Annotated in this window: 24 protein-coding genes; 16 read left to right on the top strand and 8 right to left on the bottom strand. The window is 62.5% G+C overall.

Features of this window, described 5'->3' with window-relative positions:
• Positions 1–126 precede the first annotated feature (126 nt).
• Both ACZ5YV_RS06725 and ACZ5YV_RS06720 read right to left on the bottom strand, forming a co-directional pair.
• Positions 127–2,346 (bottom strand): amylo-alpha-1,6-glucosidase, encoded by a 2,220-nt coding sequence (locus ACZ5YV_RS06725; protein WP_464789170.1) that lies wholly within the window; start codon positions 2,344–2,346, stop codon positions 127–129.
• A 10-nt stretch (positions 2,347–2,356) separates the two neighbouring features.
• Positions 2,357–3,457, bottom strand: coding sequence for a glycosyltransferase family 4 protein (locus ACZ5YV_RS06720; protein ID WP_464789110.1), 1,101 nt, complete (start codon positions 3,455–3,457; stop codon positions 2,357–2,359).
• A gap of 251 nt (positions 3,458–3,708) precedes the next feature.
• Here ACZ5YV_RS06720 and ACZ5YV_RS06715 point away from each other — a divergent pair, with 251 nt between their 5' ends.
• The 8 genes from ACZ5YV_RS06715 (at position 3,709) to epsC (ending at position 11,676) form a co-directional block, all read left to right on the top strand.
• Positions 3,709–4,146 (top strand): hypothetical protein, encoded by a 438-nt coding sequence (locus ACZ5YV_RS06715; RefSeq protein WP_464789109.1) that lies wholly within the window; start codon positions 3,709–3,711, stop codon positions 4,144–4,146.
• Positions 4,143–4,853, top strand: coding sequence for a response regulator transcription factor (locus tag ACZ5YV_RS06710; RefSeq protein ID WP_464789108.1), 711 nt, complete (start codon positions 4,143–4,145; stop codon positions 4,851–4,853). The genes ACZ5YV_RS06715 and ACZ5YV_RS06710 overlap by 4 nt, the downstream gene beginning before the upstream one ends.
• A 125-nt stretch (positions 4,854–4,978) precedes the next feature.
• Complete coding sequence (locus ACZ5YV_RS06705) at positions 4,979–5,677, top strand: carbonic anhydrase (RefSeq protein ID WP_464789107.1); 699 nt, start codon at positions 4,979–4,981, stop codon at positions 5,675–5,677.
• A 5-nt stretch (positions 5,678–5,682) separates the two neighbouring features.
• The gene (locus ACZ5YV_RS06700) at positions 5,683–7,179 is read left to right on the top strand and encodes a SulP family inorganic anion transporter (RefSeq protein WP_464789106.1); all 1,497 of its coding nucleotides are present in this window, start codon (positions 5,683–5,685) and stop codon (positions 7,177–7,179) included.
• Positions 7,180–7,466: 287 nt separating this feature from the next.
• Positions 7,467–8,318, top strand: a complete 852-nt coding sequence (locus tag ACZ5YV_RS06695) for a TorF family putative porin (RefSeq protein WP_464789105.1) — start codon at positions 7,467–7,469, stop codon at positions 8,316–8,318.
• Between the two features lie 194 nt (positions 8,319–8,512).
• Positions 8,513–9,223 (top strand): response regulator, encoded by a 711-nt coding sequence (locus tag ACZ5YV_RS06690; RefSeq protein WP_449474649.1) that lies wholly within the window; start codon positions 8,513–8,515, stop codon positions 9,221–9,223.
• Between the two features lie 8 nt (positions 9,224–9,231).
• Complete coding sequence (locus tag ACZ5YV_RS06685; RefSeq protein WP_464789169.1) at positions 9,232–10,554, top strand: ATP-binding protein; 1,323 nt, start codon at positions 9,232–9,234, stop codon at positions 10,552–10,554.
• Positions 10,555–10,665: 111 nt separating this feature from the next.
• Positions 10,666–11,676 carry a serine O-acetyltransferase EpsC gene (gene epsC, locus ACZ5YV_RS06680; protein ID WP_464789104.1) on the top strand — a complete coding sequence of 337 codons (1,011 nt, stop codon included), beginning with the start codon at positions 10,666–10,668 and terminating at the stop codon, positions 11,674–11,676.
• Between the two features lie 2 nt (positions 11,677–11,678).
• On the opposite strand, the gene ACZ5YV_RS06675 is transcribed toward epsC, so the two are convergent.
• Complete coding sequence (locus ACZ5YV_RS06675; protein WP_464789103.1) at positions 11,679–13,325, bottom strand: alkaline phosphatase family protein; 1,647 nt, start codon at positions 13,323–13,325, stop codon at positions 11,679–11,681.
• A 79-nt stretch (positions 13,326–13,404) separates the two neighbouring features.
• Here ACZ5YV_RS06675 and ACZ5YV_RS06670 point away from each other — a divergent pair, with 79 nt between their 5' ends.
• The 8 genes from ACZ5YV_RS06670 to ACZ5YV_RS06635 all read left to right on the top strand — a co-directional run bounded on the left by ACZ5YV_RS06670 (position 13,405) and on the right by ACZ5YV_RS06635 (position 19,726).
• Complete coding sequence (locus ACZ5YV_RS06670) at positions 13,405–15,426, top strand: protein-disulfide reductase DsbD family protein (protein WP_464789102.1); 2,022 nt, start codon at positions 13,405–13,407, stop codon at positions 15,424–15,426.
• Complete coding sequence (locus tag ACZ5YV_RS06665; protein ID WP_464789101.1) at positions 15,426–16,163, top strand: TlyA family RNA methyltransferase; 738 nt, start codon at positions 15,426–15,428, stop codon at positions 16,161–16,163. The genes ACZ5YV_RS06670 and ACZ5YV_RS06665 overlap by 1 nt, the downstream gene beginning before the upstream one ends.
• A 178-nt stretch (positions 16,164–16,341) precedes the next feature.
• Positions 16,342–16,890, top strand: coding sequence for a TspO/MBR family protein (locus ACZ5YV_RS06660; protein ID WP_464789100.1), 549 nt, complete (start codon positions 16,342–16,344; stop codon positions 16,888–16,890).
• A gap of 49 nt (positions 16,891–16,939) precedes the next feature.
• A complete protein-coding gene (locus tag ACZ5YV_RS06655) occupies positions 16,940–17,239 on the top strand; it encodes an accessory factor UbiK family protein (protein WP_460988092.1) in 300 nt (99 codons plus the stop codon).
• A 108-nt stretch (positions 17,240–17,347) separates the two neighbouring features.
• Entirely contained in the window at positions 17,348–17,854 is a 507-nt protein-coding gene (locus ACZ5YV_RS06650; protein WP_196224098.1) for a type III secretion system chaperone family protein, read from the top strand.
• 9 nt (positions 17,855–17,863) lie between these two features.
• Positions 17,864–18,676, top strand: coding sequence for a pyrroline-5-carboxylate reductase (gene proC, locus ACZ5YV_RS06645; protein WP_464789099.1), 813 nt, complete (start codon positions 17,864–17,866; stop codon positions 18,674–18,676).
• Between the two features lie 66 nt (positions 18,677–18,742).
• Complete coding sequence (locus ACZ5YV_RS06640) at positions 18,743–19,240, top strand: asparaginase domain-containing protein (protein ID WP_464789098.1); 498 nt, start codon at positions 18,743–18,745, stop codon at positions 19,238–19,240.
• A gap of 243 nt (positions 19,241–19,483) precedes the next feature.
• Complete coding sequence (locus ACZ5YV_RS06635) at positions 19,484–19,726, top strand: hypothetical protein (RefSeq protein WP_464789097.1); 243 nt, start codon at positions 19,484–19,486, stop codon at positions 19,724–19,726.
• A gap of 245 nt (positions 19,727–19,971) precedes the next feature.
• Here the strand turns inward: ACZ5YV_RS06635 and ACZ5YV_RS06630 are convergent, their stop codons facing one another.
• The 5 genes from ACZ5YV_RS06630 to ACZ5YV_RS06610 all read right to left on the bottom strand — a co-directional run bounded on the left by ACZ5YV_RS06630 (position 19,972) and on the right by ACZ5YV_RS06610 (position 25,221).
• Positions 19,972–20,499 (bottom strand): CarD family transcriptional regulator, encoded by a 528-nt coding sequence (locus ACZ5YV_RS06630; RefSeq protein WP_464789096.1) that lies wholly within the window; start codon positions 20,497–20,499, stop codon positions 19,972–19,974.
• Between the two features lie 233 nt (positions 20,500–20,732).
• Positions 20,733–21,676, bottom strand: a protein-coding gene (locus tag ACZ5YV_RS06625) for an IS630 family transposase (RefSeq protein WP_464786945.1) whose coding sequence is annotated in 2 segments (ribosomal slippage) — positions 20,733–21,338 and positions 21,341–21,676 — 942 coding nt in all. Because the reading frame shifts where the segments join, the coding sequence is not laid out codon by codon here.
• Between the two features lie 193 nt (positions 21,677–21,869).
• A complete protein-coding gene (gene fdxA / locus ACZ5YV_RS06620; RefSeq protein ID WP_196224094.1) occupies positions 21,870–22,208 on the bottom strand; it encodes a ferredoxin FdxA in 339 nt (112 codons plus the stop codon).
• 84 nt (positions 22,209–22,292) lie between these two features.
• Positions 22,293–22,589, bottom strand: a complete 297-nt coding sequence (locus ACZ5YV_RS06615) for an RNA-binding S4 domain-containing protein (RefSeq protein ID WP_449473352.1) — start codon at positions 22,587–22,589, stop codon at positions 22,293–22,295.
• Positions 22,582–25,221, bottom strand: coding sequence for a helicase-related protein (locus ACZ5YV_RS06610; protein WP_464789095.1), 2,640 nt, complete (start codon positions 25,219–25,221; stop codon positions 22,582–22,584). The genes ACZ5YV_RS06615 and ACZ5YV_RS06610 overlap by 8 nt, the downstream gene beginning before the upstream one ends.
• Positions 25,222–25,324 lie beyond the last annotated feature (103 nt).

The raw sequence follows: 25,324 nt of genomic DNA, 5'->3' as shown, positions 1-25,324 counted from the left end.
GTTATTTTTATCCAGCGCGGGGCACCACTTTTGCTTGCGCGCTGCCGCCCACCAACCCATCGCCGGTTCGACTTCGCTCCGCTTAGCCGCACCACCTTTTCAAGGCCTAGCAGCCAGGCAAAAGCCTCAAGCGATCGTCACCACCCGCGCCGAGCCTTTCCGGTCGAGCGGCTTTACCACGACCTTGTCACCCATTCGGTCAAAGGCGATGTCGATCGATGCTTCGCCAATGCGCAGGCCATAGAGCCGCAGTTCGTCGAGGAATCTCGGAAGGGCTGGTTCTCGTAGGGAGATTTCAGGGCCTGCTACATCGAAGCCGATACCCAGGCTCGACTGGATCAGTGACAGAGGCGCTGCGGCGGACCATGCCTGGGGGCTACAGGCCACGGGATAGAAGGTCGGTCCTTGCGCGCGGCGGCGGGGAAATCCGCAGAAAAGTTCCGGCAGGCGCATGAGATCCACATAGGTGGCGGCCGCGAAGAGACCTTCGAATATCTGCGCTGCCTCACGCTTATAGCCATAGCGGGAGAAGCCTGCCGCGATGAGGGCATTGTCATGCGGCCAGATCGAGCCGTTATGATAGCTCATCGGATTGTAGCGCGCTTCCGTCGATGCGATGGTGCGGACGCCCCAGCCGGAAAAGGAGGCTGGCGCCATCAGCGTGCGCACCACCGATTCAACGCGCTCTTCCCGCGCGAGGCCGGTAAACAGCACATGCCCGGCATTGGAGGAACGAACGCGGCAAGGCTTCTTTTCGCCATCCAGCGCCAGCACATAAGTGCCAAGTTGCGGGTCGAAGAAGGCCGCATCGAAATGGTCACGCAAACGGTCGGCGCGTAAGGCGTAGTCCGCCCCGCGCTGAGCATCGCCAATTGCCCTGTGGATCGCTTCGGCGGCTCTCCAGGCGCCGTAGACATAGGCCTGAACCTCCGCGAGCGCGATGGGGCCGCGCGCGATCGAACCATCTTCGTGGAAGATCGAGTCATGGCTGTCCTTCCAGCCCTGATTGGTCAGGCCCTGATCGGTGAGCCGCCCATATTCCACGAAGCCGTCCCCATCGCGGTCGCCATGCTGATCGATCCAGTCGAGGGCTGCATCCAGATGCGGCAGCAGGCTGGTGACGAAGGGCTGGTCCCCTGTTCGTTCCAGATAGGCGCCAGCCAGCATGATGAACAACGGCGTTGAATCGATGCTGCCATAATAATGGCGGAACGGCACTTCGCCCAGTTCCGCCATTTCACCATGGCGGACTTCGTGCAGGATTTTTCCCGGCTCCGCGTCCGCCGCCGGGTCGAACGCGGTGGCCTGATGCTTCGCTAGATAGCCCAGCACGCCCCGGCTGATCGCGGGATCACACCAAAGCGTCTCCAGCGCGGTGATGATGGCGTCGCGACCGAACACGGTGCTGAACCAGGGGATGCCCGCATAAGGATAGGGGCCAAATTCTGTGTCCGTGGACAGCATGGTGATATCGGCCACGGACCTTCGCGTAACCTCATCGAACAGAGCATTTGATGAACGAACGGTCGCGCCGCGCGCCCTTGCCTGTTTCAGCGACTGCATGGATTCGCGAAGAGCCTTGAGGAATTGGCGGGAGAAGGGTTCCTGCGTCAATTCCACTCGCTCGCAGGCAATGCGCATGTATAGGGTGCGCCGTTCACCGGGCGGGACCATGACCTCGAACATGGCGTCGCTTTCGGTGAGCTCTTGAGGCGCCGGATCAAAGCAGAAGTGGGTTTCGCGCGTCTTGGCGTCGCGGCCTTCATAGACGAGGAGAACGTCGGCGCTTCCCACGACCGGGGGCTTCATGACTCCCTTGCGCAAGCGCGTCATGCCGCGAATTTCGAACAGATCGGCAAAATCGGCAGCGAAGCTCATCTCCACCTTCACCGTTCGGGCTTCGGTGTCGAAGTTGCGGATCGTGATCCGTTCGTGGACGGCGGAGTCCCATAGGAACCTCGTGCGGCGCAAGTGGATGAGGTCATGTTCCACCGCAACCCTGCCATCGTCCCCTGAAAAATCGGGATTTGTAAGGTCGCAGGTCAGCATGGCGTTGTCGTCACGCAGCGCCGAACTCAGCAATATGGGCCGGAGTCCGTTGATCGTCATATAGAGGTGCGACAGATGCCGGGTGTCGCGATGGTAAAGCCCCTCGGGGCTCCCAGGTCCTGCGATCGCATCGCCGCTATGATCGAAGACCGCGAAGCTGTCGCCATGCTTCAGCGTTCGCGGACGTCGTTCGTGGAGCGAAGCGGTGGCCGGGATAAAGAACTGGGTCTGTTGCTGGGACAGGGACTTTGCCGGTTCCGTGGCCAAGGCTTCTGGCTGCAACTGGCTCGCCGTCATGCGACTCTCCTTAACCGACGATTTGAAGGTGAAGCGCAGCTTCATCGCCGCGCTCGCGACGAAGCCGTGCGGCATCGGTGCGCGCGCCGGGCAGGCCGTGATAAAGCGAGACATAGTCGATCGCCATCCGGTCTGCCGTGAAACGTGCGTCAAAGGCGGCGCGTACCCCGCGACGGTCAAGTTCGCCAAGCCGCGAAACGGCTTCGACGGCCTGATCCTCCGTATCGACGATAAAGCCCGACACGCCATGGTCGATAATCTCCGGAACCGATCCGCAGCGGAAGGCGATGACAGGGGTCGCGCAGGCCATCGCCTCGATCATCACGAGGCCAAAAGGTTCGGGCCAGTCGATCGGAAACAGAAGGGCACTGGCCCCGCCGAGGAAGTCAGCCTTCTGCGCTTCGTTGATTTCGCCGACGAAATGAATGTTGGGATGAAGGTTTATGAGCGGCGCGATCTCCGCCTCCCAATATGCCTTGTCCACATTGTCGATCTTGGCGGCGATCTTGAGCGGCTTGCCGGAACGGGCTGCTATGCGGATGGCGCGGTCGGGGCGTTTTTCCGGCGATATCCGGCCGAGGAAGGCGAGATAACCATCGTCGCTGTCGATTTTCGGCGGCAGCAGACCGGCGGGTAGGCCGTGATAGACGGTGCCCGCCCAGTTCACGGGCGGCATAGGCAGCCGTTGGTGGTCGGAAATGGAAACCAGGCTGTGATCAGGGAAGGTCTGGTAGAAAGGACGCAGGTCCGGCAGGTCCAGACGGCCGTGGAGCGTCGTGACGCATCGGCCGACGATGTCCTGCACCAGCGGCATGTGAACAAGATCGATGTGGAAATGTAGCGCATCGAACTCATGGGCGCGCTGGCGCACCGCTTCCAGCAGCATCATGTGATAGGGAATGGCGTCGCGAACATGGGGATTGAGGCGAAGCGCCATGTCTGTGACGGGCACCAGTTCCGCGCGCGTGACGGAATCGCCGCTGGCGAACAATGTCACGTCATGTCCTTGATCGACCAATGCTTCGGTGAGGTAAGAGACGATGCGCTCGGTTCCGCCGTACAGCTTTGGCGGCACGCTTTCGGCCAAGGGAGCGATTTGAGCGATTTTCATTCAGCAATCCTCATCATTGGCCATGAAGGCGCCAAAGGCGCGGAGGGCCGTTGACGAGGGTTAAAAGCCTGAGCGCCGGGCGGGTTGCATGCGCTGTTCAAACCATAAGGGTTTTTAGCCCGTAAAAATGCTTTGCTGCGCCGAAGCGTTTCCGTGTGTGCAGCAACAATTTGTCACATTCGGAAAATTTCAGAGACATTTGCCCCGCCTATGCCTTGGCGAGTGCTTCCTGCGCCAAGGAGTTTCTTCGCATGCTTTCCATTTTCGCTTCCGCTGCCGTCATGGCCGTCGTCGCTCCGGTCCACAGTGCGGACATCAACCATGCGTCCACAGCCTATCGGACGAGCTATGAAACGGTATCGATTGTTCATGTCCAGCAGGTCGAGCCGCGTTTCGCCAGCCGTCCGGCCACGCCCGTCTGCCGCTGGCAGGCCGAACTGGGCGTGAACCGCTCGGTGACGGCAGAGGGCAATGCGATTGCCGCAATGGGTAAGGCCATCCATCGCTTCGCTCCGCTATCGGGCAGCTACGCCGGGAACTGCGCAAGTGCGCGGGGTCAGATCGACGCGGAAATCGGGCGCTACGCACAGGCGCGCGCTGGCGAGGCGCTGGCGGCGGCGCAGGGCGACAGCGCGGTTATCCAGGGTGAGCTTGACGGCCTTCGCAGCCTGTCAGTGAAGGGCGGATGAGTTCACCGCTGATCCTGATTGCCGAGGAAAAGCCCGAACAGCGCCAGCAGGTGCGCGAATATCTGGAGCAGAGCGGCTTTCGCGCGCTGCCCGCGGCGTCGGCATCCGACATCTGGAACGCGATCAAGACCGTGCCTGTGGGCGTGCTGGTGCTGGATGCGGCGCTGCGCGGTCCCGATGGCATGGACCTGTGCCGTGACGTCCGGGAACGGAGCGACGTGCCGATCATTTTGGTCGGTGCTGGCGGCAGCGAGGTCGACCGGGTGGTGGGATTGGAGCTGGGCGCCGACGATTATATGTCCAAGCCCTATTCGACCCGCGAACTGGCCGCCCGGCTGCGCGCGGTGCTGCGTCGCAGCAAAAAGGAGCGGCTGATCGGCCTGCGCGCCAGCACGCTGGCCCGGTTTGACGGGTGGCAGGTCGATTTCGCGCGGCGCGAAGTGAAGGACGAGCGGGACCAGCCGATCGAGCTTACTGCCGCAGAATTCGCACTGCTCCAGGTCATGCTGGAAAATCCGCAGACGGTCATCCCACGCGCCAGGTTCATGGAATTGGCCGGTGTGCGCGACGCGCCATCATCCGATCGCAGCATCGACGTGCTGGTCAGCCGGGTCCGGCGGAAGCTAAGCGTTGGAGGCAGGGCGGCGCCGATCGTCACCGTTCGGGGGGCGGGATATATGCTGAGCGCTGCTGTCGAGAGGCAGTGACGGCAGAAAATCCAGTCAGACACACTATTTAACAAAGCCGCTGCGACGCAGCAAAGGCACGTACCTATCCTTCAAATAGAGCCGATCCGCCCCCTGATCGGCAACCAAAAAGAAGGATAGAAGCCATGAACGAGCTTATCGGTCGCGTCTTCAGTTTCGAGAGCAAGGTCTTTCCGGACAAGAGCACGCTTTACAACCAGCTTGCCAATCACGGGCAGAACCCCAAGGCGCTGATGATTTCCTGCGCGGATTCCCGCATCGTGCCGGAACATATCATGCAGGCCGATCCGGGCGATCTGTTCGTGTGTCGCAACGCGGGCAACATCGTGCCCCCGCACGCCAGCCAACTGGGCGGCGTCACCGCGACGGTCGAATATGCAGTCATGGTTCTGGGCGTGCGCGACATTATCGTATGCGGGCACAGCGACTGCGGGGCGATGAAGGCGCTGGCGACGGATGCCGACCTGACGTCGATGCCCAATGTTGCCGCATGGCTGCGTCACTCGCATGCCGCGCAGAAGGTGTGTCGCGAGAATTACCCGTCCGATCTGAGCGACGCAGAAAAGCTGCGCAACATGGCGCTGGAAAATGTCGTGGTGCAGTTGAACCACCTGCGCACCCATCCGTCGGTGGCGTCGGGCGTGGCGCGTGGGGAAATCGCGCTGCACGGCTGGTATGTCGATATTCATGCGGGCCAGGTTCTTGGGCTCGACGGGGAAACCGGTCGCTTCATGCCCATGCGCGAAGGCGATCCGCTTCCTGTCGCACAGGCGCAAGCGCGGCGCCTTGCTGGTGAAACCAGCATCGCCATGGCCGCGGAGTAAGCCTCATGCTGAAGGCTCTTTCCGGCGGCACGTTCAGCCGCGACTTCACCGCATCCATCGTCGTGTTCCTGGTCGCGATGCCCCTTTGTATGGGCATCGCGGTCGCATCCGGCGTGCCGCCGGAGAAGGGGCTGATCACCGGTATCATCGGCGGCATCGTCGTCGGCCTGCTGGCCGGTTCTCCCTTGCAGGTCAGCGGCCCGGCGGCGGGCCTTGCCGTCATCGTCTTTGAAATCGTGCGCGAGCAGGGCCTGTCCGCACTCGGACCGATCCTGATCCTTGCCGGTGCGATTCAGGTCATTGCCGGATTGATGAGGGTCGGAGGATGGTTTCGCGCCATTTCGCCCGCCGTCGTTCACGGCATGCTCGCCGGCATCGGTGTGCTGATCGTTGTAGGGCAGTTCCATGTCCTGTTCGATGACAAGCCACTGTCCAGCGGCCTTGCGAACCTGATCGCGATGCCGGGCCAGCTTTTCGGCCTCAGCAATCAGGATGCCGCAACCGCCTTTGCCGTGGGTCTTGTTACCATCGGCGGCATGCTGGGTTGGGAAAAGATCCGCCCGGCGTCGATGAAGCTGCTGCCCGGCGCCCTAGTCGGCGTGGTTCTGGCGACGCTGGTGGCGTTTCTGTTCAGCCTGCCGGTGGCCCGCGTGGCGGTCCCGGAATCGATCGTCGCAGCGGTGACATTGCCGGGCGAGGGGCTGTTTCAGCAGTTGATGAACCCGACGGTCATCACGACGGCAATCGCGATCGCCTTCATCGCCAGCGCCGAAACATTGCTGTCGGCCGCTGCGGTGGACCGGATGCATGATGGCGTGCGGACCAACTATAATCGCGAATTGAGCGCGCAGGGCGTAGGCAATCTGCTGTGTGGCGTTGCGGGCGCTTTGCCAATGACCGGCGTTATCGTCCGCAGTTCCGCGAACGTTCAGGCTGGGGCCAAGACCCGCATGTCCGCTGTCCTGCACGGCATCTGGATACTCGGCTTCGTCGCGCTGCTGCCCTGGTTGCTACGTGAGATCCCGATGGCGGCGCTGGCAGGCATTCTGGTCGTGACCGGCGTTCGATTGGTCAGTCTGGACCATGTGAAGCACCTGCTTCATCGTTACGGCCCGCTGCCCGCCGTCGTGTGGGCGGTTACGCTGATCATGGTGGTCACGATGGACCTGCTGACGGGCGTGCTGGTGGGTATTGGTCTGTCGCTGCTTGAGCTGCTGCCCCATGCACGCCGTTTGCGGCTGGGTCTGGACGAGGACCAGCGGGATGATGCGCATGAATTGGCGCTGCATGGCACAGCCACCTTCCTGACACTTCCCAAATTGTCCGCAAAGCTGGAGTCGGTTCCCGCCGAACGTCCAGTCATCCTGAACGTCGAGCGGCTGCTCCATATCGACCATACCTGCGCCGAGATGGTGCGGGAATGGATGGATCGCCGCCGCGGCACCGGAGCCAGCGTCGAACTGGCGGGTGCAGCAGGACGCCTGCGTAACCTGGCCGCCTGAACCTCACCCCCATCAGGTGTCTTTAGCCGCCGCATCCCTTCCAGGTGCGGCGGCTTTTTCATGTGTGGATGTGATCAGGAAATCAAATAGACATGTTTGGAACGCCATCAGCAAATAACCGTGCCTTTGAGGGCACTACCTGAATGTCACCTTCGCACTTGCGGTAAAAGTCCATTCCCCTTCATCCGGGCGCGCCTTAGCCTGCTGTCAATCCGCCGGGATCCGGGGCATTCAGACCTTTGGGCCAGAGCGGACGCAGGATGGAACATTCTTACCGAAAAAGGGGAATGTTCATGAAAATCGCTAAGTTGCAGATGGCCTGTGCGGCTGTTGCCCTGTTGTCGAGCGCTCCGGCCTTCGCTCAGGAAGAAGCTGAAGGTCCCGTCACCGTTTCGGGCAGCGTCGCGCTGGTTTCCGACTATCGTTTCCGTGGCGTGTCGCAGAGCGACAAGGGCATGGCCATTCAGGGCGGCATCACTGCCACGCACGAAAGCGGCGCCTATGTCGGCACCTGGGCTTCGAACCTTTCCGGATGGGGTCAGTTCGGCGGTTCCAACATGGAACTGGACCTGTTCGCTGGCTACGCCATCCCGCTGGGCGGCGCGACGCTGGACGTCGGCCTGACCTGGTACATGTACCCGTCGGGCGCGGACAAGACCGACTTCGCCGAACCCTATGTGAAGCTTTCGAGCCAGCTCGGCCCCGTCAAGGGTCTGCTCGGTGTCGCCTATGCGCCCAAGCAGCAGGCTCTGGGCAACTGGTGCAGCGACGCGGCATGCACGGTTGCTGATCCGGGCGACAAGGATGACAATCTGTACATCTGGGGTGACGTGAGCGGCGCAGTGCCGGGCACGCCGGTTACGCTGAAGGCGCATCTGGGCTATTCGGACGGCAACCCCGGCCTTGGCCCCAACGGCACGTCGATCGCGCCCACGGGCAAGTATCTCGACTGGCTGGTCGGCGCGGACGTCGCGATCCCCGGTACGCCGCTGACTCTGGGCGTCGCCTATGTCGATACCGACATCAAGCGCTCGGAAGAAACGTACATCCGGCCGAACTTCATGGTTCAGGACGGTGACAATTTCGGCAAGTCGATCGCCCGCAGCCAGGTGGTCTTCTCCCTGTCGGCCGCATTCTGATGAAATCATGCCGGGCCTTTCACGAGGCCCGGCATGGCATTCTTGCTCGTCATGGGGGCTAAATTGTCCCTTGCATGACAAATCATTGCTGAACCTGTTTCCAAGGGTTTCCGGGGCAACGTCCGGTTGACCCTGTTGGTGGTGGTCCCTATTTCACGAGCCATGAGCCGTTTTAGTTGCGCAACATTTCCGGCATGACCGCCCCCACGATCATACTTGTCGAGGACGATCCGCCGCTGCGCACGCTGACCGCGCGCGCCCTTCAAGAACATGGCTATCAGGTGCGTCCTGCCTCTTCGGGGCCGGAAATGTGGGTCGCCTTTGACGCCGGGCCGGTCGACCTTGTCGTGCTGGACGTGATGCTGCCGGGCACCAACGGCATCGACCTTTGCCGCCAGATCCGCCGCAAGAGCGACGTCCCGATCATCTTCATTAGCGCGAAGGGCAGTGAAACCGATCGCATCGTGGGGCTGGAGCTGGGGGCGGACGATTATCTGCCCAAGCCGTTCGGCACGCGCGAACTGATCGCGCGCATCCGGGCGATCCTGCGCCGCGTCGGCGTGGAGCGGGGGCCTGACGAACATCGCGAGAATGAGGCGCGCTTTGACGGCTGGGTCGTCAACTTCCCGCGCCGGGAACTGCGTTCGCCCACTGGCGCGATCGTGGACCTGACGGGCGCGGAGTTCGACCTGCTGGGTTCCTTCCTCAGCCATCCGCAGCGGGTCATCGCGCGCGAGCGGCTGATAGAATTGTCGCGCACGCGCATGGGCGACAGCTCCGACCGCAGCATCGATGTGCTGGTCAGCCGGTTGCGGCGGAAGCTATCGACCGAAGGCGCGGCGGCGCCCATCACGACCGTGCGCGGCGTGGGCTATATGTTCAACGCGGAAGTCAGCCGGGCTTGACCCTGCATATGAGCCGGTCGCTGGGTCTGGTCGGACGGCTGTTGGCGATCCTGCTGCTGGCGCTTACGCTGGAATTTGCGGTCGGCACGCTGATTTACGAGCGGGCGGGCCATCTTTCCTTACAGGATGACGAGGCGCGGCGTCTGGCCGAGCATCTGGTGATCGCGCGCAAGCTGGTGACGGAGCAACCAGCGAACGACCGGCATGCGATGGCGATCCAGCTTACCACCGATAGATATGACATCCACTGGACACCTGCGTCGCCACCTCCGCCCACGCTGGCGCCGGAATTGCAGCGGATGCGGCGGCAGATCATTGCCTGGGAGCCGAGCCTGGAACAGTCGAGGCTGTGGCTGCGGCTCGCGTCGCCGGGGGGGCGGGTGTCGCAGATCAATGGCGGCTTGCAGTTGCCTGATCGCAGTTGGCTCTATTTCGGGATGCGCCATAGCGGGGGGCAGTGGACCTTTACCATCGGGCGAATGGGGCTGGCGCTTATCCCGCTGGTGGCGCTGATGGTGGCGGGGGGCATGCTGATCCGGCGGACGCTGGCGCCGCTCAAGGACCTTACCAAGGCGACCGAGCATATCGGCCTGAGCGACGAGGTGGTGGTAGCGGAAAGCGGGACCAGCGATGTGCGGGACCTGATCCGCGCGTTCAATGCGATGCAGACGCGCATACATCGCCTGATCACCGAACGCACCGAAACGCTGGCCGCTGTCGGGCACGACTTGCGCACGCCGTTGGCGCGCTTGCAGCTACGGCTCGAGGGAATTCGCGATGCGGAAGCGCGCGACGCGATGGCCGGTGACCTTGAGGAAATGGGGGCGATGATCGAATCGCTGCTGGCCTTCCTCGGCGGGGAGAAGAATGGCGAGCCACCTGTGCGCGCGGACGTGGCTGTCACGGTGGCGACGGTGGTGGACGCCTTTCAGGACCAGGGCGCCGATGTCAGCTATGAGGGGCCGGATCATCTGGAAATGGATGTTCGGCCGATGCTGTTGCGCCGGGCGGTCATCAATCTGGTCGAGAACGCGCTCCATTATGGTCAGCGGGCCTATGTCAGCGTCGAGCGCCGCGATGGCGAGGCGCTGATCCGGGTGGAGGACGATGGTCCGGGCATCCCGGAGGACAAGTTGGAGGAGGTGCTGAAGCCCTTTTTCAGACTTGATGAGGCGCGGGGGCGTTATACTCGGGGTTTAGGGCTGGGCCTCGCGATTGTGGCGAAGGCGGTCGATCAGGAAGGTGGCAGCCTGGTTCTGAAAAACCGGCCCGAAGGCGGGCTGAGCGTGGAAATCCGCCTGCATATGGCTGGTGCCAGTCTCGCCCGCTGAAACCGGGCCGACGTTTCGGGTTAAAAAGAAACATCGCGGGGACAAGCAAAACTCGTTTACCGGATCGGCTGGTGGCGGTCTATGCCAGCTTCCGTTGAACAAGAGGCGCATATGACCGCAGACGGCGAAAGCGAAGATCGGCTTCTGGAAGGCTATTGGGACCTGGATCGGCTGGTGAGCGATCTTGGGAAGGTTCGCACAGGCTGGCGCGCGGCGCAGCAGCATCACGCCGAATATGGCGCGGAGGGTTTTCCGTCACGGGCCAATCTTGCCAAGATCATGACGTCGCTATGCGGCGCGCTATTTCCGTTGCGCCTTGGCCCGAGCTTCATTCGCATCCACAATGAAGATGCCTTCGTAGCGCAGACCTTGCAGACGGCGCTCAGCCGCCTCTACGGCCAGATACGCCTTGAGCTTCTCTACAACATGCATGGCAGGCCGCCTGCCGAAATCGATGGAGAGGCCGCGCGCATCATCGGCAATTTCGCCCAAAGCCTGCCGGGCTTGCGCGACTTGCTCGATTCCGATGTGGAAGCGGCGTTCCTGGGCGATCCCGCCGCGCGCAGCGTCGATGAGGTGCTGATCTGCTATCCATCGATGCTGGCGATCATCCATCATCGGCTTGCCCATCGCCTCTATGATCTGGGCGCGCCACTGGTCGCCCGCATCATCTCCGAGATTGCCCATTCGCGCACGGGTATCGACATTCACCCGGGCGCGACCATCGGGCGCAGCTTCTTCGTCGATCATGGCACCGGTGTCGTCATCGGCGAGACGGCCATAGTGGGTGACAGGGTACGGCTGTATCAGGGCGTGACGCTGGGCGCGCGCAGCTTTCCCGCCGATGAGAGGGGCGCGTTGGCCAAGGCGATCCCCCGGCACCCGATCATCGAGGATGATGTGGTGATATATGCGGGCGCCACCATTTTGGGCCGCATCATCATCGGCAGCCGGTCTGTGATCGGCGGCAATGTCTGGCTGACCGACAGCGTTCCGGCGAACAGCAATGTGCGTCAGGCGAAGGCGCAATATGAGGTGACCAGCCGGGTCGAAGTATCCGCGCCGCACCGCGTTCACTCCCTGATGGACGCGGAGCGGGACGGTTTCGCGGAGAATATTTGACCTCAGTTTGCCGCGCAGCTGTCGCCTTGGCCTGCCAGCAGGTCGAGGCACCTTCCGTCTATCTCATTACGGGGGACGGGCAGATGGATGAGGGCCGCCAGCGTCGGCATGATGTCAGCCGTTTCGACGCCGAGCGGCTGTTCGAAATGCCGCATGGCCTTGCGCCAGAAGAGGATCGGAACGCGCCTATCCGTGTCCCAGGGGGAGCCGTGCGTGGCCACGGAGCCATGCGAAGGATCGGCAATGGGCGTCACGCGTGGTTTCAGCAGCAGGACAAGGTCGCCCGAGCGTTCGGGATCGAAGCTGGCCCGGACTTCCTGAAGCAGGCTCCAGCTTTCCGGCGGGCCTGAAGGAGACGGCGCGGCGGCGATCTGCGCCTTGGTAAAGACGGTTTCAACCTGGGGATGGGCGCGCAACAGGGCGAGCGTGGCGGCTTCCACCTTGGCGCGCTGGGCGCTGGTGAGATTGCGGTCGAAATAGAGATCGCCAGATGGGCCGTCGCCCTGAACCAAGCCCTTGCCACCTATGCCGGTGCGGGCGGCCACTGCTTCTGAAAGCGCTCGGGGCATGAGCGCCGGATCGACGCGCTGTTCCATCGGCATCGCATTTTGCTGATGGCGCTCCGGCAGGTCGTGGCCGCCATGATCTGCGGTGAGCATAACAACATAATCGATGCCCTGCTTGTCGAGACGGTCAAAGAAGGCGCCCAGTTCGCGGTCAAGCCGATCGATCTGGATGCAGCTTTCGGTTCCTTCCGTGCCATAAGCGTGGCCGATGACGTCAGTCGCCGAAAGGCCGATGGAAATGAGGTCGGTCTGAGCCTGCTTGCCAAGGTCCATGCTTTCGATGGCGGCGGCGGCGAACGCCAGGGTCATGGCATCCTGCTCAGGCGACGCACGGAATGCGCCGAATTGACCGGCGGGCCTTGCGAAGCGGCCGGTGCCGACAATCCGTGCGCCTGCACTCACGGGAAAATCCTTGGCGGCGCATTGAGGGGGGAGATCAAAGCCGGGATTGGGCTCAGCCAGCCGTTGTGCGAACACTTCATTCACCCGTGCGACCAGCGGCGGCGTTGGCGTGCCGGGATAGCTGAAATAGCCCTTTGACCCTAGCCACCAGACTTGATCCGCCTTTGCGCCCGCCATCATGATGGCCGCACGATCCTTACCGGCGATGGCCACATTGCGGACGGCAGGATTGATGGCCTTCATGCGTTCGCCAAGTGTGGGCACGCGCAGATGGACAGGGGAGGGGATATATTTGGAACTGCTGCTATCCGGCTGTTTCTCATCCTCTGCGCAGTAGATCGTCTTGTCGGGCCGGGCAGCACTCTGATCGATCCAGCTATTGGCGATGATGCCAGTGCGTGACGGGCGGCTGCCGGTCAGGATGGTGCTGTGGCCGGGGCAGGTTTCGGTTGCGGCGTGGCTTTGATATCCGCGCGGGAACACTGCGCCTTCGCTCAAGCGCTTGAGGCCGCCGCTATAATAAGGACGATATTCGCTGAAGAGATCGGCCGAAAACTGATCGACCGAGATCGCGATGATGAGCCGGGGTGGCGGGTCGGACGGGGTGGGGCTTGCCGGAGGCTGGGCCAGCGCAGGCAGGGGCGTCAGCAGCAGGAGGGTGTGAAGCGTTTTCCTGAACATCTTTTTACGATCCCTTCTGTGCCTTGACGGCGCAACCATGCCGACCTAGCCCGCTGTGATCCACGCGAACAGAGGCCCGATGCGGATTTTCCATGTCCTCCTGATGACGCTGGCGCTGTTTGTCGCGCCTGCTGCCAGCGCCCAGGGCGCATTCGGATCGGGCGCGCCGCATATCGCCGCGCAGTTGGTTGCCGAAAGCGACGCACCTGCTCCGGGCCGGACCAGCAACATCGCCTTCGCCATGACGCCGGAGGCTGGCTGGCACGGCTATTGGCAAAATCCGGGTGATGCGGGTCTGGGCATGACCGTGAAATGGGTGCTGCCCAAAGGCGTGAGCATTGGGGCGTTGCGCTATCCGGTGCCCGAGACGCTGCTCATTTCCGGCCTGATGAACCATGTTTATGAGGGGCCTTATGCGCTCCTCGCGCCTGTCAATGTTGCGCCTGAGGTGGCGAAAGGCACGCGTTTGCCGATCCGCGGGAAGGCGGAATGGCTTGCCTGCACCGACAAGATTTGCGTGCCCGAGAGTGCCGATATCGCGCTGGATTTGGTCGCGGGCGATGGCGCGGTGGCGCCCGCGACGCAGGCCCGGTTCGATGGCTGGCGCGCGCGCTTGCCACGTCCGCTCGGGAGCGAGGCGAGCTACGCCGTCGCCGACGGCAAGCTGCGGATGTCGATCCCTTTTCCGGGGGAAGCTGCGGCGTCTGACGTGCATCTCTTTCCGTTGGAAGAAGGTGTCGTTCGCTATGCCGCGCCTCAATCGGTCCAACGTCAGGGGGACCGGCTGCTGATTGAAACCGAGGCCGGGCGGGGAATCAAGGGTGATGCCGTTCAGGCAGTCCTCCGCACCGGGGACCATGTAGGCTTTCTGGTGACGGCTCGCCCCGGCGTGGTTGCGGGGGCGAGTTCAGGTCTGCTGCGCACGGCGCTGATCGCGCTTGGCGGGGCGATATTGGGCGGGCTGCTGCTCAATATCATGCCGTGCGTGTTTCCGATCCTGGGGCTGAAGGCGCTCAAGCTGGCGCGCGCTGGCGGTGACGAAGCGACGGTGCGGCGGGAGGCGCTGGCCTATGGCGTGGGGGTCATCCTCACCTGCCTGCTGCTCGGCGGGTTGCTGCTGGCGATCCGATCGGCGGGCGTAGCCGTGGGCTGGGCGTTTCAGTTGCAGGATCCGCGCGTCATTCTGCTGCTGCTGCTGCTGGTCACGGCGGTCGCCTTCAACCTTGCGGGGTTGTTTGAACTGAGCGCCTTTGGAGGCGGTGAGAAGCTGGCGGGGAAGAAGGGCATTGCGGGTTCCTTCTGGACCGGCGCGCTGGTCGCTTTCGTCGCCACGCCTTGCACCGGGCCGTTCATGGGCGTGGCGATGGGTGCGGCGCTGGTGCTGCCGGTCGTGGCGGCGCTTGCGGTGTTTGCCGGGTTGGGCTTTGGCCTTGCTCTGCCCTTTTTGTTGCTCGCCTATATACCGGCGCTTCGGGGGCGCTTGCCACGGCCGGGCGCGTGGATGGGGACTTTCCAGAGGATATTGTCGATCCCGATGTTCCTGACCGCGCTGGGCCTTGGCTGGCTGCTGGGGCAGCAGCGCGGCGTGCAGGGTATGACGATCGGTCTGGGTGCGGTTTTGCTGTTGGCGCTGCTGTTGTGGTGGCTGGGGGGGCGTCAGCATCGCGGCAAGCGGGGCGGGCTGATCGTCATGCTGGGTGCTGTGCTGCTGCTTGGCGGAGGTATGATAATGCTGCCTGCGCGTATGGCTGGCGCTGCGCAGCTTCAGGCTGGCGTTGTGGCTTTTGACGAAGCGCGGCTGGCCGGGCTGCGCGCCGCTGGAAAGCCGGTATTCCTTTATTTCACCGCCGATTGGTGCCTAACCTGCAAGGCCAATGAGGCTGCGGCCATCGACCGGGCCGACACGCGGGAGGCCTTTGCCAAGGCTGGCGTGACGGTGATGGTCGGTGACTGGACGAGTGCGGACCCGGCGATCACTCGCTTTCTGGAGGCGCAGGGACGATCGGGCGTGCCGCTCTACCTATGGTATGCTCCCGGAAAGTCCGCCGAGGTGCTGCCGCAGCTGCTGACGGTGTCCACGCTGACGGCGCTGGTGCGCTGATGGCGAAGTTGCGCGCGGATCAGTTGCTCGTCGATCGTGGTCTGGCGGAGAGCCGGGCACGTGCGCAGGCCCTCATCCTTGCGGGCCTCGTCTTCCTGGGCGACAGAAAGATCGAAAAGGCGGGGCAGCAGGTCGCGGAGGATGCCGCGCTGGAGGTGAAGGGCCGCGATCATCCGTGGGTGTCGCGGGGAGGCATAAAGCTGGCCCACGGCATTGATCATTTCGCGCTGGACGTGACTGGCATGGTCGCGATCGATGTCGGAAGCTCGACAGGCGGCTTTACCGATGTGCTGCTGACCAACGGCGCGGCGCGGGTCTATGCGGTGGACAGTGGGACCAACCAGCTTGCCTGGAAGCTGCGATCCGACCAGCGCGTGGTCGTGCATGAACAGACGAGCGCGCGCATATTGACGGCCGACCATGTGCCGGAGCCGGTCGATATCATCGTGTGTGACGCCAGCTTCATTTCGCTCGCGAAGGTGCTGGACCGGCCGCTGGATTTCGCCCGGGCCGGGGCGCATCTCGTTGCCCTCATCAAGCCGCAGTTCGAGGCTGGTCGGGAAGAGGTTGGGAAGGGCGGCGTCGTGCGCGATCCCGCTATACATGCCCGCGTCTGCGAGGAAGTCAGCCAATGGCTGACGGCGAAGGGCTGGACAGTGCTGGGCGTGACGCCAAGCCCCATCACCGGCCCCCAGGGCAATGTCGAGTTTCTGATCGGCGCGCGGCTGGACGGTTAGGCGCGGGCTTGCTCATGGTCCGGCAGGCGTTTGATTTTGTGACAGATGCCGGTCTTCAACCGCTATTCGCGGTTGCGGGATGAAGTGTTTCACCGCAAACCGGTCACTGTCGGCTTGACAAGGGTCTGAAGGATTCGCCCGAGGCCGCCGAGTGAGGATTAGTGGAGCTGCGCCGACGATGAATGAAATCGCGTCCCCCGGTCAGTTGCGTTTGGCCTATCTGCGATGGGCGCTGGTCACGGTTCCGGCGATCGTGTTCCTGGGCTTCCTGTCGGGCAAGCTGGCCAATAGCGGATATGGCAACCGCTGGTTCGACGCGCTGGTGAAGCCCGACTTCATGCCGCCCGGCTGGGCTTTTGGCGTCGCCTGGACGATCCTTTATGTCCTGATGGGTCTTGCTCTTGCCATCGTCATTCATGCGCGGGGAGCGCGGGGCAGGGCGGTGGCCATCATCCTGTTCCTCATCCAGCTGGCGCTAAACCTCGTCTGGTCGCCGCTTTTCTTCCGCGCGCATCAGGTCGATAATGCGCTTGCGCTGATCGTCGTCCTTTTCGTCGCCGTGGCTGTGACGGCATGGCTGTTCTGGCGCATCAGGCGGGTCGCGGGATTGTTGCTGCTGTTTTATCTGGCGTGGCTGGGCTTTGCATCGGCGCTGAATTATGAGATCGGGCGCCTCAATCCGGATGCTGAGACCCTTGTCGCGCCCGCGCTCAAGACCCAGATATAACATCATCGTGGCGCACATTCGCGCGCCAGCAAACAAGGATATTCAGATCATGCAGAGCGAAAACCGCTTTTTCGATGACCTCGCCAAGCTGGTGAACGGCGCTGCGGGAACAGTCGCTGGCATGAGCCGGGAGTTTGAAACCAACGCTCGGGAAAAGGCCAAACAGTGGATCGGCGGGGTGGATTTCGTGAGCCGCGACGAATTCGATGCCCTGAAGGCGTTGGCGGCGGCAGCCCGTGAAGAGGTTGAATTGCTGAAGGCCCGGATCGACGCGCTGGAAGGCCGATCGGGTGAGCCGGTGACAAAGACGGTCCGCTCGCCAAAGCCCAAGGCGGGCGACGCAGAATAAGCAGGCTTTGCCGCCTGTCCGTTGGTTTTCTGCAACGATCGCCTATTTTCATGTGTTTCCCTCAGTCGGTGGTTTCCTTGCCGCCGGGAAATGCTCTATGGCCAGCCAATGATGGACAGCGACGAATTTGAAAATGGCGGCCAGGAGGCCGCGCCGATCGATATGCTGGCCGCCTATTTCGAAGCGAACGGGTGGAGTTTCGATCAGGTCGGCGAAGATGAAATCGTCGCCAGCACGCAGGGTAGCTGGGCGCAATATGAGCTGCGCGGCATCTGGCGCGACGAAGATCAGGTGCTCCAACTGCTGGCCTTGCCCGACATCCGCGTCACGGAAGAGAAGCGGGCGACGATCTACGAAACGCTGGGCCTGATCAACGAGCAGCTTTGGCTTGGCCATTTCGAGCTTTGGTCTTCCAGTGGCATCGTATTGTTCCGGCACGGCGCTCTGCTGGGCGCGGGAGGCGTGCTGACGCTGGATCAGGCGCAGATACTGGTCGAAACCGCGATCGACGAATGCGAGCGCTTCTACCCGGTGTTCCAGTTCGTCCTGTGGGGCGGCAAGAGCCCGACGGAGGCGATTTCCGCCAGCTTGATCGAGACGCGCGGCGAAGCCTGAGGATTGTCCATGACGCAAGCTTGGCCCACACACCTGTTCATGGTCGGCTGCGGCAATATGGCTGGGCAAATGCTCGCCCGATGGCTGGCATGCGGCCTTGATCCCGCGAGCGTAACGGTGTTGCGGCCAAGCGGCCGTGCTGTCGCGGACGGGGTGCGGGTGGTGACAGACTATCCAGCATCTCTGCCCGCGCATGTGACAGTGCTGTTGGGAATGAAGCCCTATCAGCTTGACGATGTAGCAGCCTCGCTTGGGCCTCTTTGCGCGGCTGATACGCGCATCGTCTCGATATTGGCGGGGACGCCGGTTGCGGACCTGCGCAAGCGTTTCCCGCTGGCCCAGGACATCGTCCGGGCGATGCCTAACCTGCCCGTCGCCTTGGGGCTGGGCGTCACAGGACTGTACGCCGACAGCGCGGTATCCCACTCAGCCCGCAGCGAAGTGGACGCGCTCATTACACCATTAGGTGCAGCCGAGTGGATCGACGACGAAGGGCAATTCAACGCGCTGACCGCCCTGTCAGGCTGTGGGCCGGCCTTTTTGTTCCGCTTCATCGACGCATTCGCGCGTGCCGGAGAAGCGATCGGACTTTCAGCCGATCAGGCCGCACGGATGGCGCTCGCGACCGTGCAAGGTTCTGCGAGCCTTGCCGCGCAGGCAAGCGAAAGCCCGGCGATATTGGCCGACCGCGTGGCTAGCCCCGGCGGGATGACGCGCGAAGGGTTGAACGTCCTCGACGCGGACGATCGGCTGTTGAAACTCCTTACCGACACCTTGGCTGCCGCCCGTGATCGGGGCGAGGAAATCGCCCGCGCGCGCTGATCCGCGGTTCCGATGCGATGGCAGGGCGTTTAGACTGAATGCACGTGCCTAAGTTGGGAGTTCGCCATGCTGGCTGTGAATACGCCGATCCTGGTTCTCACCACGGGCGGGACGATCGACAAAATCTATTTCGATGCCTTGTCGGACTATAAGGTTGGTGAAAGCGTCGTAGCGAAATTGTTGCAGATTGGCGGGGTGAAGCGTCCCTTTCGCATAGAAGAGGTGACGCGCAAGGATAGTCTGGAACTGGATGCTGCCGACCGGGCGCTGATCCGCGAGCGGGTGATTACAGCACCGGAAAGCCATATTGTCATCACCCATGGCACGGATACCATGACGGACACGGCCAAGGCTCTTGAGGATGTAACGGGCAAGACGATCGTCCTTGTCGGTGCGCTCGCCCCTGCACGCTTCGGCGAGAGCGACGCCAGCTTCAACCTCGGCATGGCGTTCGCGACGGCTCAAATTGCCGATCCTGGTATCTACATCAGCATGAGCGGATCGGTGTTTCGGGCGGATCAGGTCGTCAAGGATCGAGCAAAAGGCGCGTTTGTCCCGCGATAGGCGTCGACATCCGCATCAGCTTTTTTGGTGCCTTCAGCCAGTGTCGTGGAAGCGATCCGAGTTGGTTCCGTGGTTCGAGCGGCGGCGGCACAGCCTCCGCGTGAATGCAGATTTTCTCTGCGCCTTCTGCGGCCTCTGCGCGAGAAAAATAGATTGTCGTCGCGCAGGCCGAGCGTGATGCAGGAACCGCCTCCGCCATCGCGCATTATTCGTGCGGGTGGCGTAACGATGAGGAGGATATTCATGGCCGATTATCAGGAGCGTCCAGCGACGACGACTACTATAGTTGAACGGCGCGGCGGTGGCGGCACGGCGATTGCGGTGCTGCTGCTGGTAGTGGTGGTGGCGATTGCCGCCTTTTTCCTGATCAGTAGCCAGACGCGCAAGGATAGCGCCGTGGAAGGCGCTGCTACCCAGGTCGGTCAGGCAGCGAGTGATGTAGGTAGCGCCGCCAAGGATGCAGCCGACAGCGCGAAGGGTGAATAAGCCGAACAGCTCTATTAGAGCGGCGTGCCTTTTATCCGAATCCCTCAACCCCGTTCGGGCTGAGCTTGTCGAAGCCCTCTACTTTCTAAAAAGAAGTAGAGCCCTTCGACAGGCTCAGGGCGAACGGTAAAACAAGGTGGGGCAGATTTAAAGCTCGAAGCTTCAGCGGGCAAAAGAAAGGGCGCCCCGGTCGGGACGCCCTCTAACTATATTCACCTGCCGTTGTCGGCTCGGTTGAATTCAGATCAGCCTTCCACCTTGACATATTTTGGTGCGGCTTCGTTCAGGATGCGCAGGATCTTCTTGAGAGCGCTGGGCTCATCCGTTTCTTCCATCGCGGCGAGTTCGCGAGCGAGACGGCTGGAAGCAGCTTCGAAAATCTGCCGTTCGGAATAGCTCTGCTCCGGCTGGTCGTCGGCGCGGAACAGGTCGCGGGTCACCTCGGCGATCGACACCAAGTCGCCGGAGTTGATCTTCGCTTCATATTCCTGCGCGCGGCGCGACCACATGGTGCGCTTGACCTTCGGCTTGCCCTTCAGCGTTTCGATCGCCTCTTCCAGGGTCTTGTTCGACGACAGCTTGCGCATGCCGACTCCTTCGGCCTTGTTGGTCGGCACGCGGAGCGTCATGCGCTCCTTTTCGAACCGGAGCACATAAAGCTCCAATTCCATGCCCGCGATCTGCTCCTTTTGCAGCTCGACCACCCGGCCAACACCGTGCTTGGGGTAAACAACATAATCACCAACGTCAAAGGACAGCGCCTTGGCAGCCATTTGAAACCTTTCTAATTCTACCGGAGACGGATATCGCCGCGTCACAGATGCGCAGAGTAGCACAAGCCGAGGATTCCACGGCGCCACCGTCAGGACATGAGCAAATACTCCAGGACGGAATGCGACCGTTTCCGCCTCTTGACCCTTATTTAGCAGATTCGTAACAAAATTGCCACCCCCAGACGCAAAATCCGGGAGTGAGCCTCATGCCGAAACGCTAGAGTCTTTCTGACTTAGATTGAGGCATATCCGGCTCCACGGATGTAATTGGCGCATTCTGCGGGCGGGAAGTGGTCGAGCAGTTTTCCGATGCGTCGCCATGTTGCCTCGACGGTGCGTTCGTTGGCCTTGCGGAGCAGACGCTTGAGCTTGGAGAACATCTCCTCGATGGGGTTCAGGTCGGGCGAGTAGGGCGGCAGGAAGAACAGCCTGATGCCCGCCGCCTTGAGCAATTTGCGCACGCGGCTGCCTTTGTGGCTGCCGAGATTGTCGACCACGATGATGCTGCCGGGTTCCAGCGCGGGGATCAGGAACTGCTCGACCCACGCGGTGAAGCTCTCGCCGTTTATCGGGCCATCGAGGACGCAAGGGGCCACGATGCCATCATGCCTGAGGCCAGCGATGAAGGTCAGCGTCTTCCAGTGGCCATGCGGCACCTTGTCGATCAGCGGCTCGCCCCGGTGATGCCAGCCATGGGTGCGGGTCATGTTGGTCTTCGCCCAGGTCTCGTCGATGAAGACCATGCGCTTGGGATCTACCCAGCGCTGGACCCAGCGCCAGCGGTTGCGGCGTCGGATGACGTCGGGCCGGTCCTGTTCCTTGGCGAAGAGCGTCTTTTTTTAAACGTCTTGCCCAAGCGGCCCATGAACCGCCACAGCGTGTCGCAGCAGACCACCACACCACGCTCTTCACGCAGCTGGGCCAGCAACTCGTGCAGCGTCAGGTCCTTCTTCTGCTCGATCCGCGCAAGCAACCACTCGCGCTCACGCGCCAGCAACGGGAGCATGTGACCGCCGACCTTGCCCGGCTCAACAGACCCGCGCGTTCGCCATGACTGCGCCCAGCGAACCCCCGTGGCCGGGCTCACCTCCAGCAACCGCGCAGCCCCCCGCGCCGACATGCCTCGATCCAGAGCCCGACAAAACCGAACCCGCAAATCCTGTGATAATGGCCTCATCCATGCTGGCCTCCTCACCAGTGGCCACCTTGAATCACACTTCCAACCGTCTGGAAATCCCCAACGATTCATTCAACATCGGAAAGACTCTAGGGGTAGTTCGTCAGTGACGATCTGGCATCAATATGATGATCGGAAACGATGGACCTTCAGCCTTTGGACACACCGTCCGGCTCGTTGCCAAAGCGCCCGATCAGCTGCCAGAGCCGGGTTCGGGTGAGAAGAATTTCTCCAGCTTGTTCTCGACGCCCTTCATCTCGTCAGCGTCGGCAGGGGCGTCGCCCTTGACGGTGATGTTGGGCCATTCAGCCGAGAATTTGGTGTTGAGCTCCAGCCACTTCTCCAAACCATTTTCCGTATCGGGCAGAATGGCTTCGGCAGGGCATTCAGGTTCGCACACGCCGCAATCGATGCATTCATTGGGATTGATGACCAGCATGTTCTCACCCTCGTAGAAACAATCGACGGGGCAGACCTCGACGCAATCCATATATTTGCAGCGGATGCAGTTGTCGGTCACGACATAGGTCATGGATCAGCACTCAATAGGGGTTCGACAGCGGCGGCCCTGCTATGCTCGGTGGGCGCGAAGGTCAATGAGGATATTTTTGTCTCCCTAATCGCCCAGCTTCAGTTCCTCATAGCATGTCTGAGCTTCTGGCGCTGGTCCCCTGCGTCCCGGAAGTTCCACGACGCGGACCACGCGTACCCCGCTGGGGTGGGGAAATGTGATGAGATCGCCCGCGCGCACGGGCGAATGGGCGCGCTCGATGCGGCGGCCATTCAGACGGATATGACCCTCTTCAGCTAATTTCTGCGCCACCGACCGGCTTTTGGCGAGCCGGGCGAACCACAGGAATTTGTCGATGCGCAGGCTCGGTCCATGATTACCGAGGGGCGCGCCTTCAGCCATTGCGGCCAAGAAGCTCCGCCAGGCCTGCAAAGGCATTGTTGCTCACTGGCGCCGACGCGCCGGTCGAAGCGGGGCGGGAAGGTGCGCCACGCGCAGGAGCGCTGTGCCGGTTAGGTCCACGGGCGTGCTGCTGATCCGGCCGTGCCTTCTGCCGACCGCGGAAGGTCCAGTTCGCGCCGCCTTCTGTGGCTGCCTCGACAGGGCGGAATCCAGCGAGGCGCATCAATTGCAGGAAAGCGGGTTCGTTGAGGCCAAGCGAGACGATCTGCGGGCTTTGGGCGGTGAAGGCCTCGCCCTTCGCGATCGCTTCATGGGCGGCGCGGGCCATGCGCTCCGCCATGTCGATTCGCAGCATCTGATCGTCGAAGCCGCGGAAGCCAGCGATCCGGGCACCCATCTGTTCCGTCTTTTCGCCCGTGGGGATGAGCGTCAGGCCGGGCAGGGGCAGGGGAAGGCATGGTTTGGCGATGCGCGCCGCCAGCAGCGCCGCGCGCCATCGTGCCGCTCCGGGCTTCAGAAGTCCTGGATGATAGATGTCGAGCACCCCGATATCGATGCCCGCACGACGCAGAAGGTGGCGTTGGTCCTTGTCCAGATGGTTCAGCGCCGAATCGAGATCGATCCTTGTCATCACTCCGCCAGCGTCGGCCAGTTGAGCGAACACGGCTCGTGCGACCGCAGGAACTGCCGGATCGGCTGCGCTGGCTGCCATCTTCACGAGGGGCAGAAGATGCTTTTCCTTTTGCGCCTCAACCCAGCTTGTGAGGCGCGTGAGCACCTGCTTCTGCACATCCTGGCCAAGCGCCAGAAGGCCGCGATCAAGCCGGATTTCCGGCGCCAGCAGCGATGGGCCGATGAGCAACGCCGCCACGGCATTGCCCTGCCAACCGATACCCGGCGCCTGTCCCGGCTCGTCCATCAGCACGAAATCAGTGTCGGGCGCGCCCAGCAATTCGTCAGCCTTCACTCGTAATATCCTTCCAAGACGGCGTTCCGCAGCCGCCAGCAGCATCTTTCTATCCTGATGCCGCGTAGCCGGATCGACCGAGAAACGAAATCCGTCAAGTCGCCCGATCGTCTCACCATCGACGCAGACCGTCCCGTCCGGCTCCACATCGACCGGAAGATTGCTGGCTTCCTGCCCCATGTCGCGCAACAGTACAGCGGTGCGGCGATCGACAAAACGCTGCGTCAGCGCGGTATGCAGGGCGTCGGAAAGCCTTTCTTCCAGCGCGCGCGTCCGCTCCGCCATCTCCGCAGGATGCGCCAGCCAGTCGGGACGGTGCGCGATATAGGACCAGGTGCGGGCGGCGGCGATCCGGCCCGATAATGTGTCGATATCGCCCTGAACCGAATCGAGCCGTACCAGCTGTTGAGCGAACCAGTCGCGCGGGATATGGCCGTTACCTTCGGACAGGAACCGCCAGATACGGCCCACGGTGCGCGCATGATGTTCCGCGCCCAGCTTCTGAAAATCGGGCAGTCCGCATGCGGCCCACAGCCTTTCGACGGCCTTCTCCCCCTTTACCCGGTCGATGACCAGCGGATCGTCGGACAGCCGCCGGAGCACCGCCAGGTCCACCGCTTCGGGTGCCGCGCGCAATTCGTCACGGTCGGGCCGCGTCTCCAGCTCCATGATGAGCCGACTGATGCTGTCCATGCGCGGCTGGCCTTCGCGCCAGAAGAGTTGCTCGACTGGCGGGAAGCGATGCGCTTCGATCGCCTCTATTTCTTCGGGCGTGAAGGCAGCGTCGCCATCTTCATGACCAAGGCTACCGAAGGTGCCGTCCTTATGATGCCGCCCGGCCCGACCGGCGATCTGGGCCATTTCCGACACGGTCAGCCGCCGCGTCCGCCGTCCGTCGAACTTGCGCAACGAAGCGAAGGCGACATGCGCCACGTCCAGATTGAGTCCCATGCCAATCGCATCGGTAGCGACCAGATAATCGACCTCGCCGTTCAGGAACATCTGTACCTGCGCATTGCGGGTGCGAGGGGACAGCGCGCCCATCACGACGGCAGCGCCGCCCCTGAAACGCCGCAGCATCTCCGCCACGGCATAGACTTCCTCCGCCGAGAAGGCGACGACAGCCGATCGCTTCGGCAGGCGCGACAGCTTCTTTGCCCCGCCATAGGACAGCGTGGAAAAGCGCGGGCGGCTGACGATTTCCACGCCCGGCACCAGTGCTTTCACCACCCGGCCGATGCTGGCCGACCCCAGGATCATGGTCTCCTCCCGACCACGCGCCCGCAGCAATCGGTCGGTAAAGATGTGCCCGCGCTCCGGATCGGAACCCAGCTGCGCCTCGTCCAGCGCGACAAAGGCATAGTCGCCAAGGCCGTTGGTTGCGGCTCCGGCCTCCCGGCCTACGCCGATCGGCATCGATTCGGCCGTGCAGAGATAATAAAGCGCGCCCGGAGGGATGATCTTCTCTTCCCCCGTGATCAACGCGACCTGACCCGGACCTTTGATGGCGACAACCCGGTCGTACACTTCGCGCGCCAGCAATCGAAGCGGAAAGCCCATCATCCCGCTGGAATGACCGCACATGCGCTCGACGGCCAAATGCGTCTTGCCGGTATTGGTGGGACCCAGCACGGCTGTGACGGGCGATCGGGCAAATTGAGCCATGATCCTCTCTATGTCGGGGATGAGCGCAGCGAGAGCAAGGGGAAGTGGGGCGATTCTCCTGTGGGCTATGCAACTTCAGTTGTTCAACGGCTGAAGGGCACGT

It is taken from the genome of Sphingobium sp. TomTYG46 (assembly GCF_055396345.1).
This window is presented reverse-complemented; position numbering and strand designations above follow the sequence as displayed.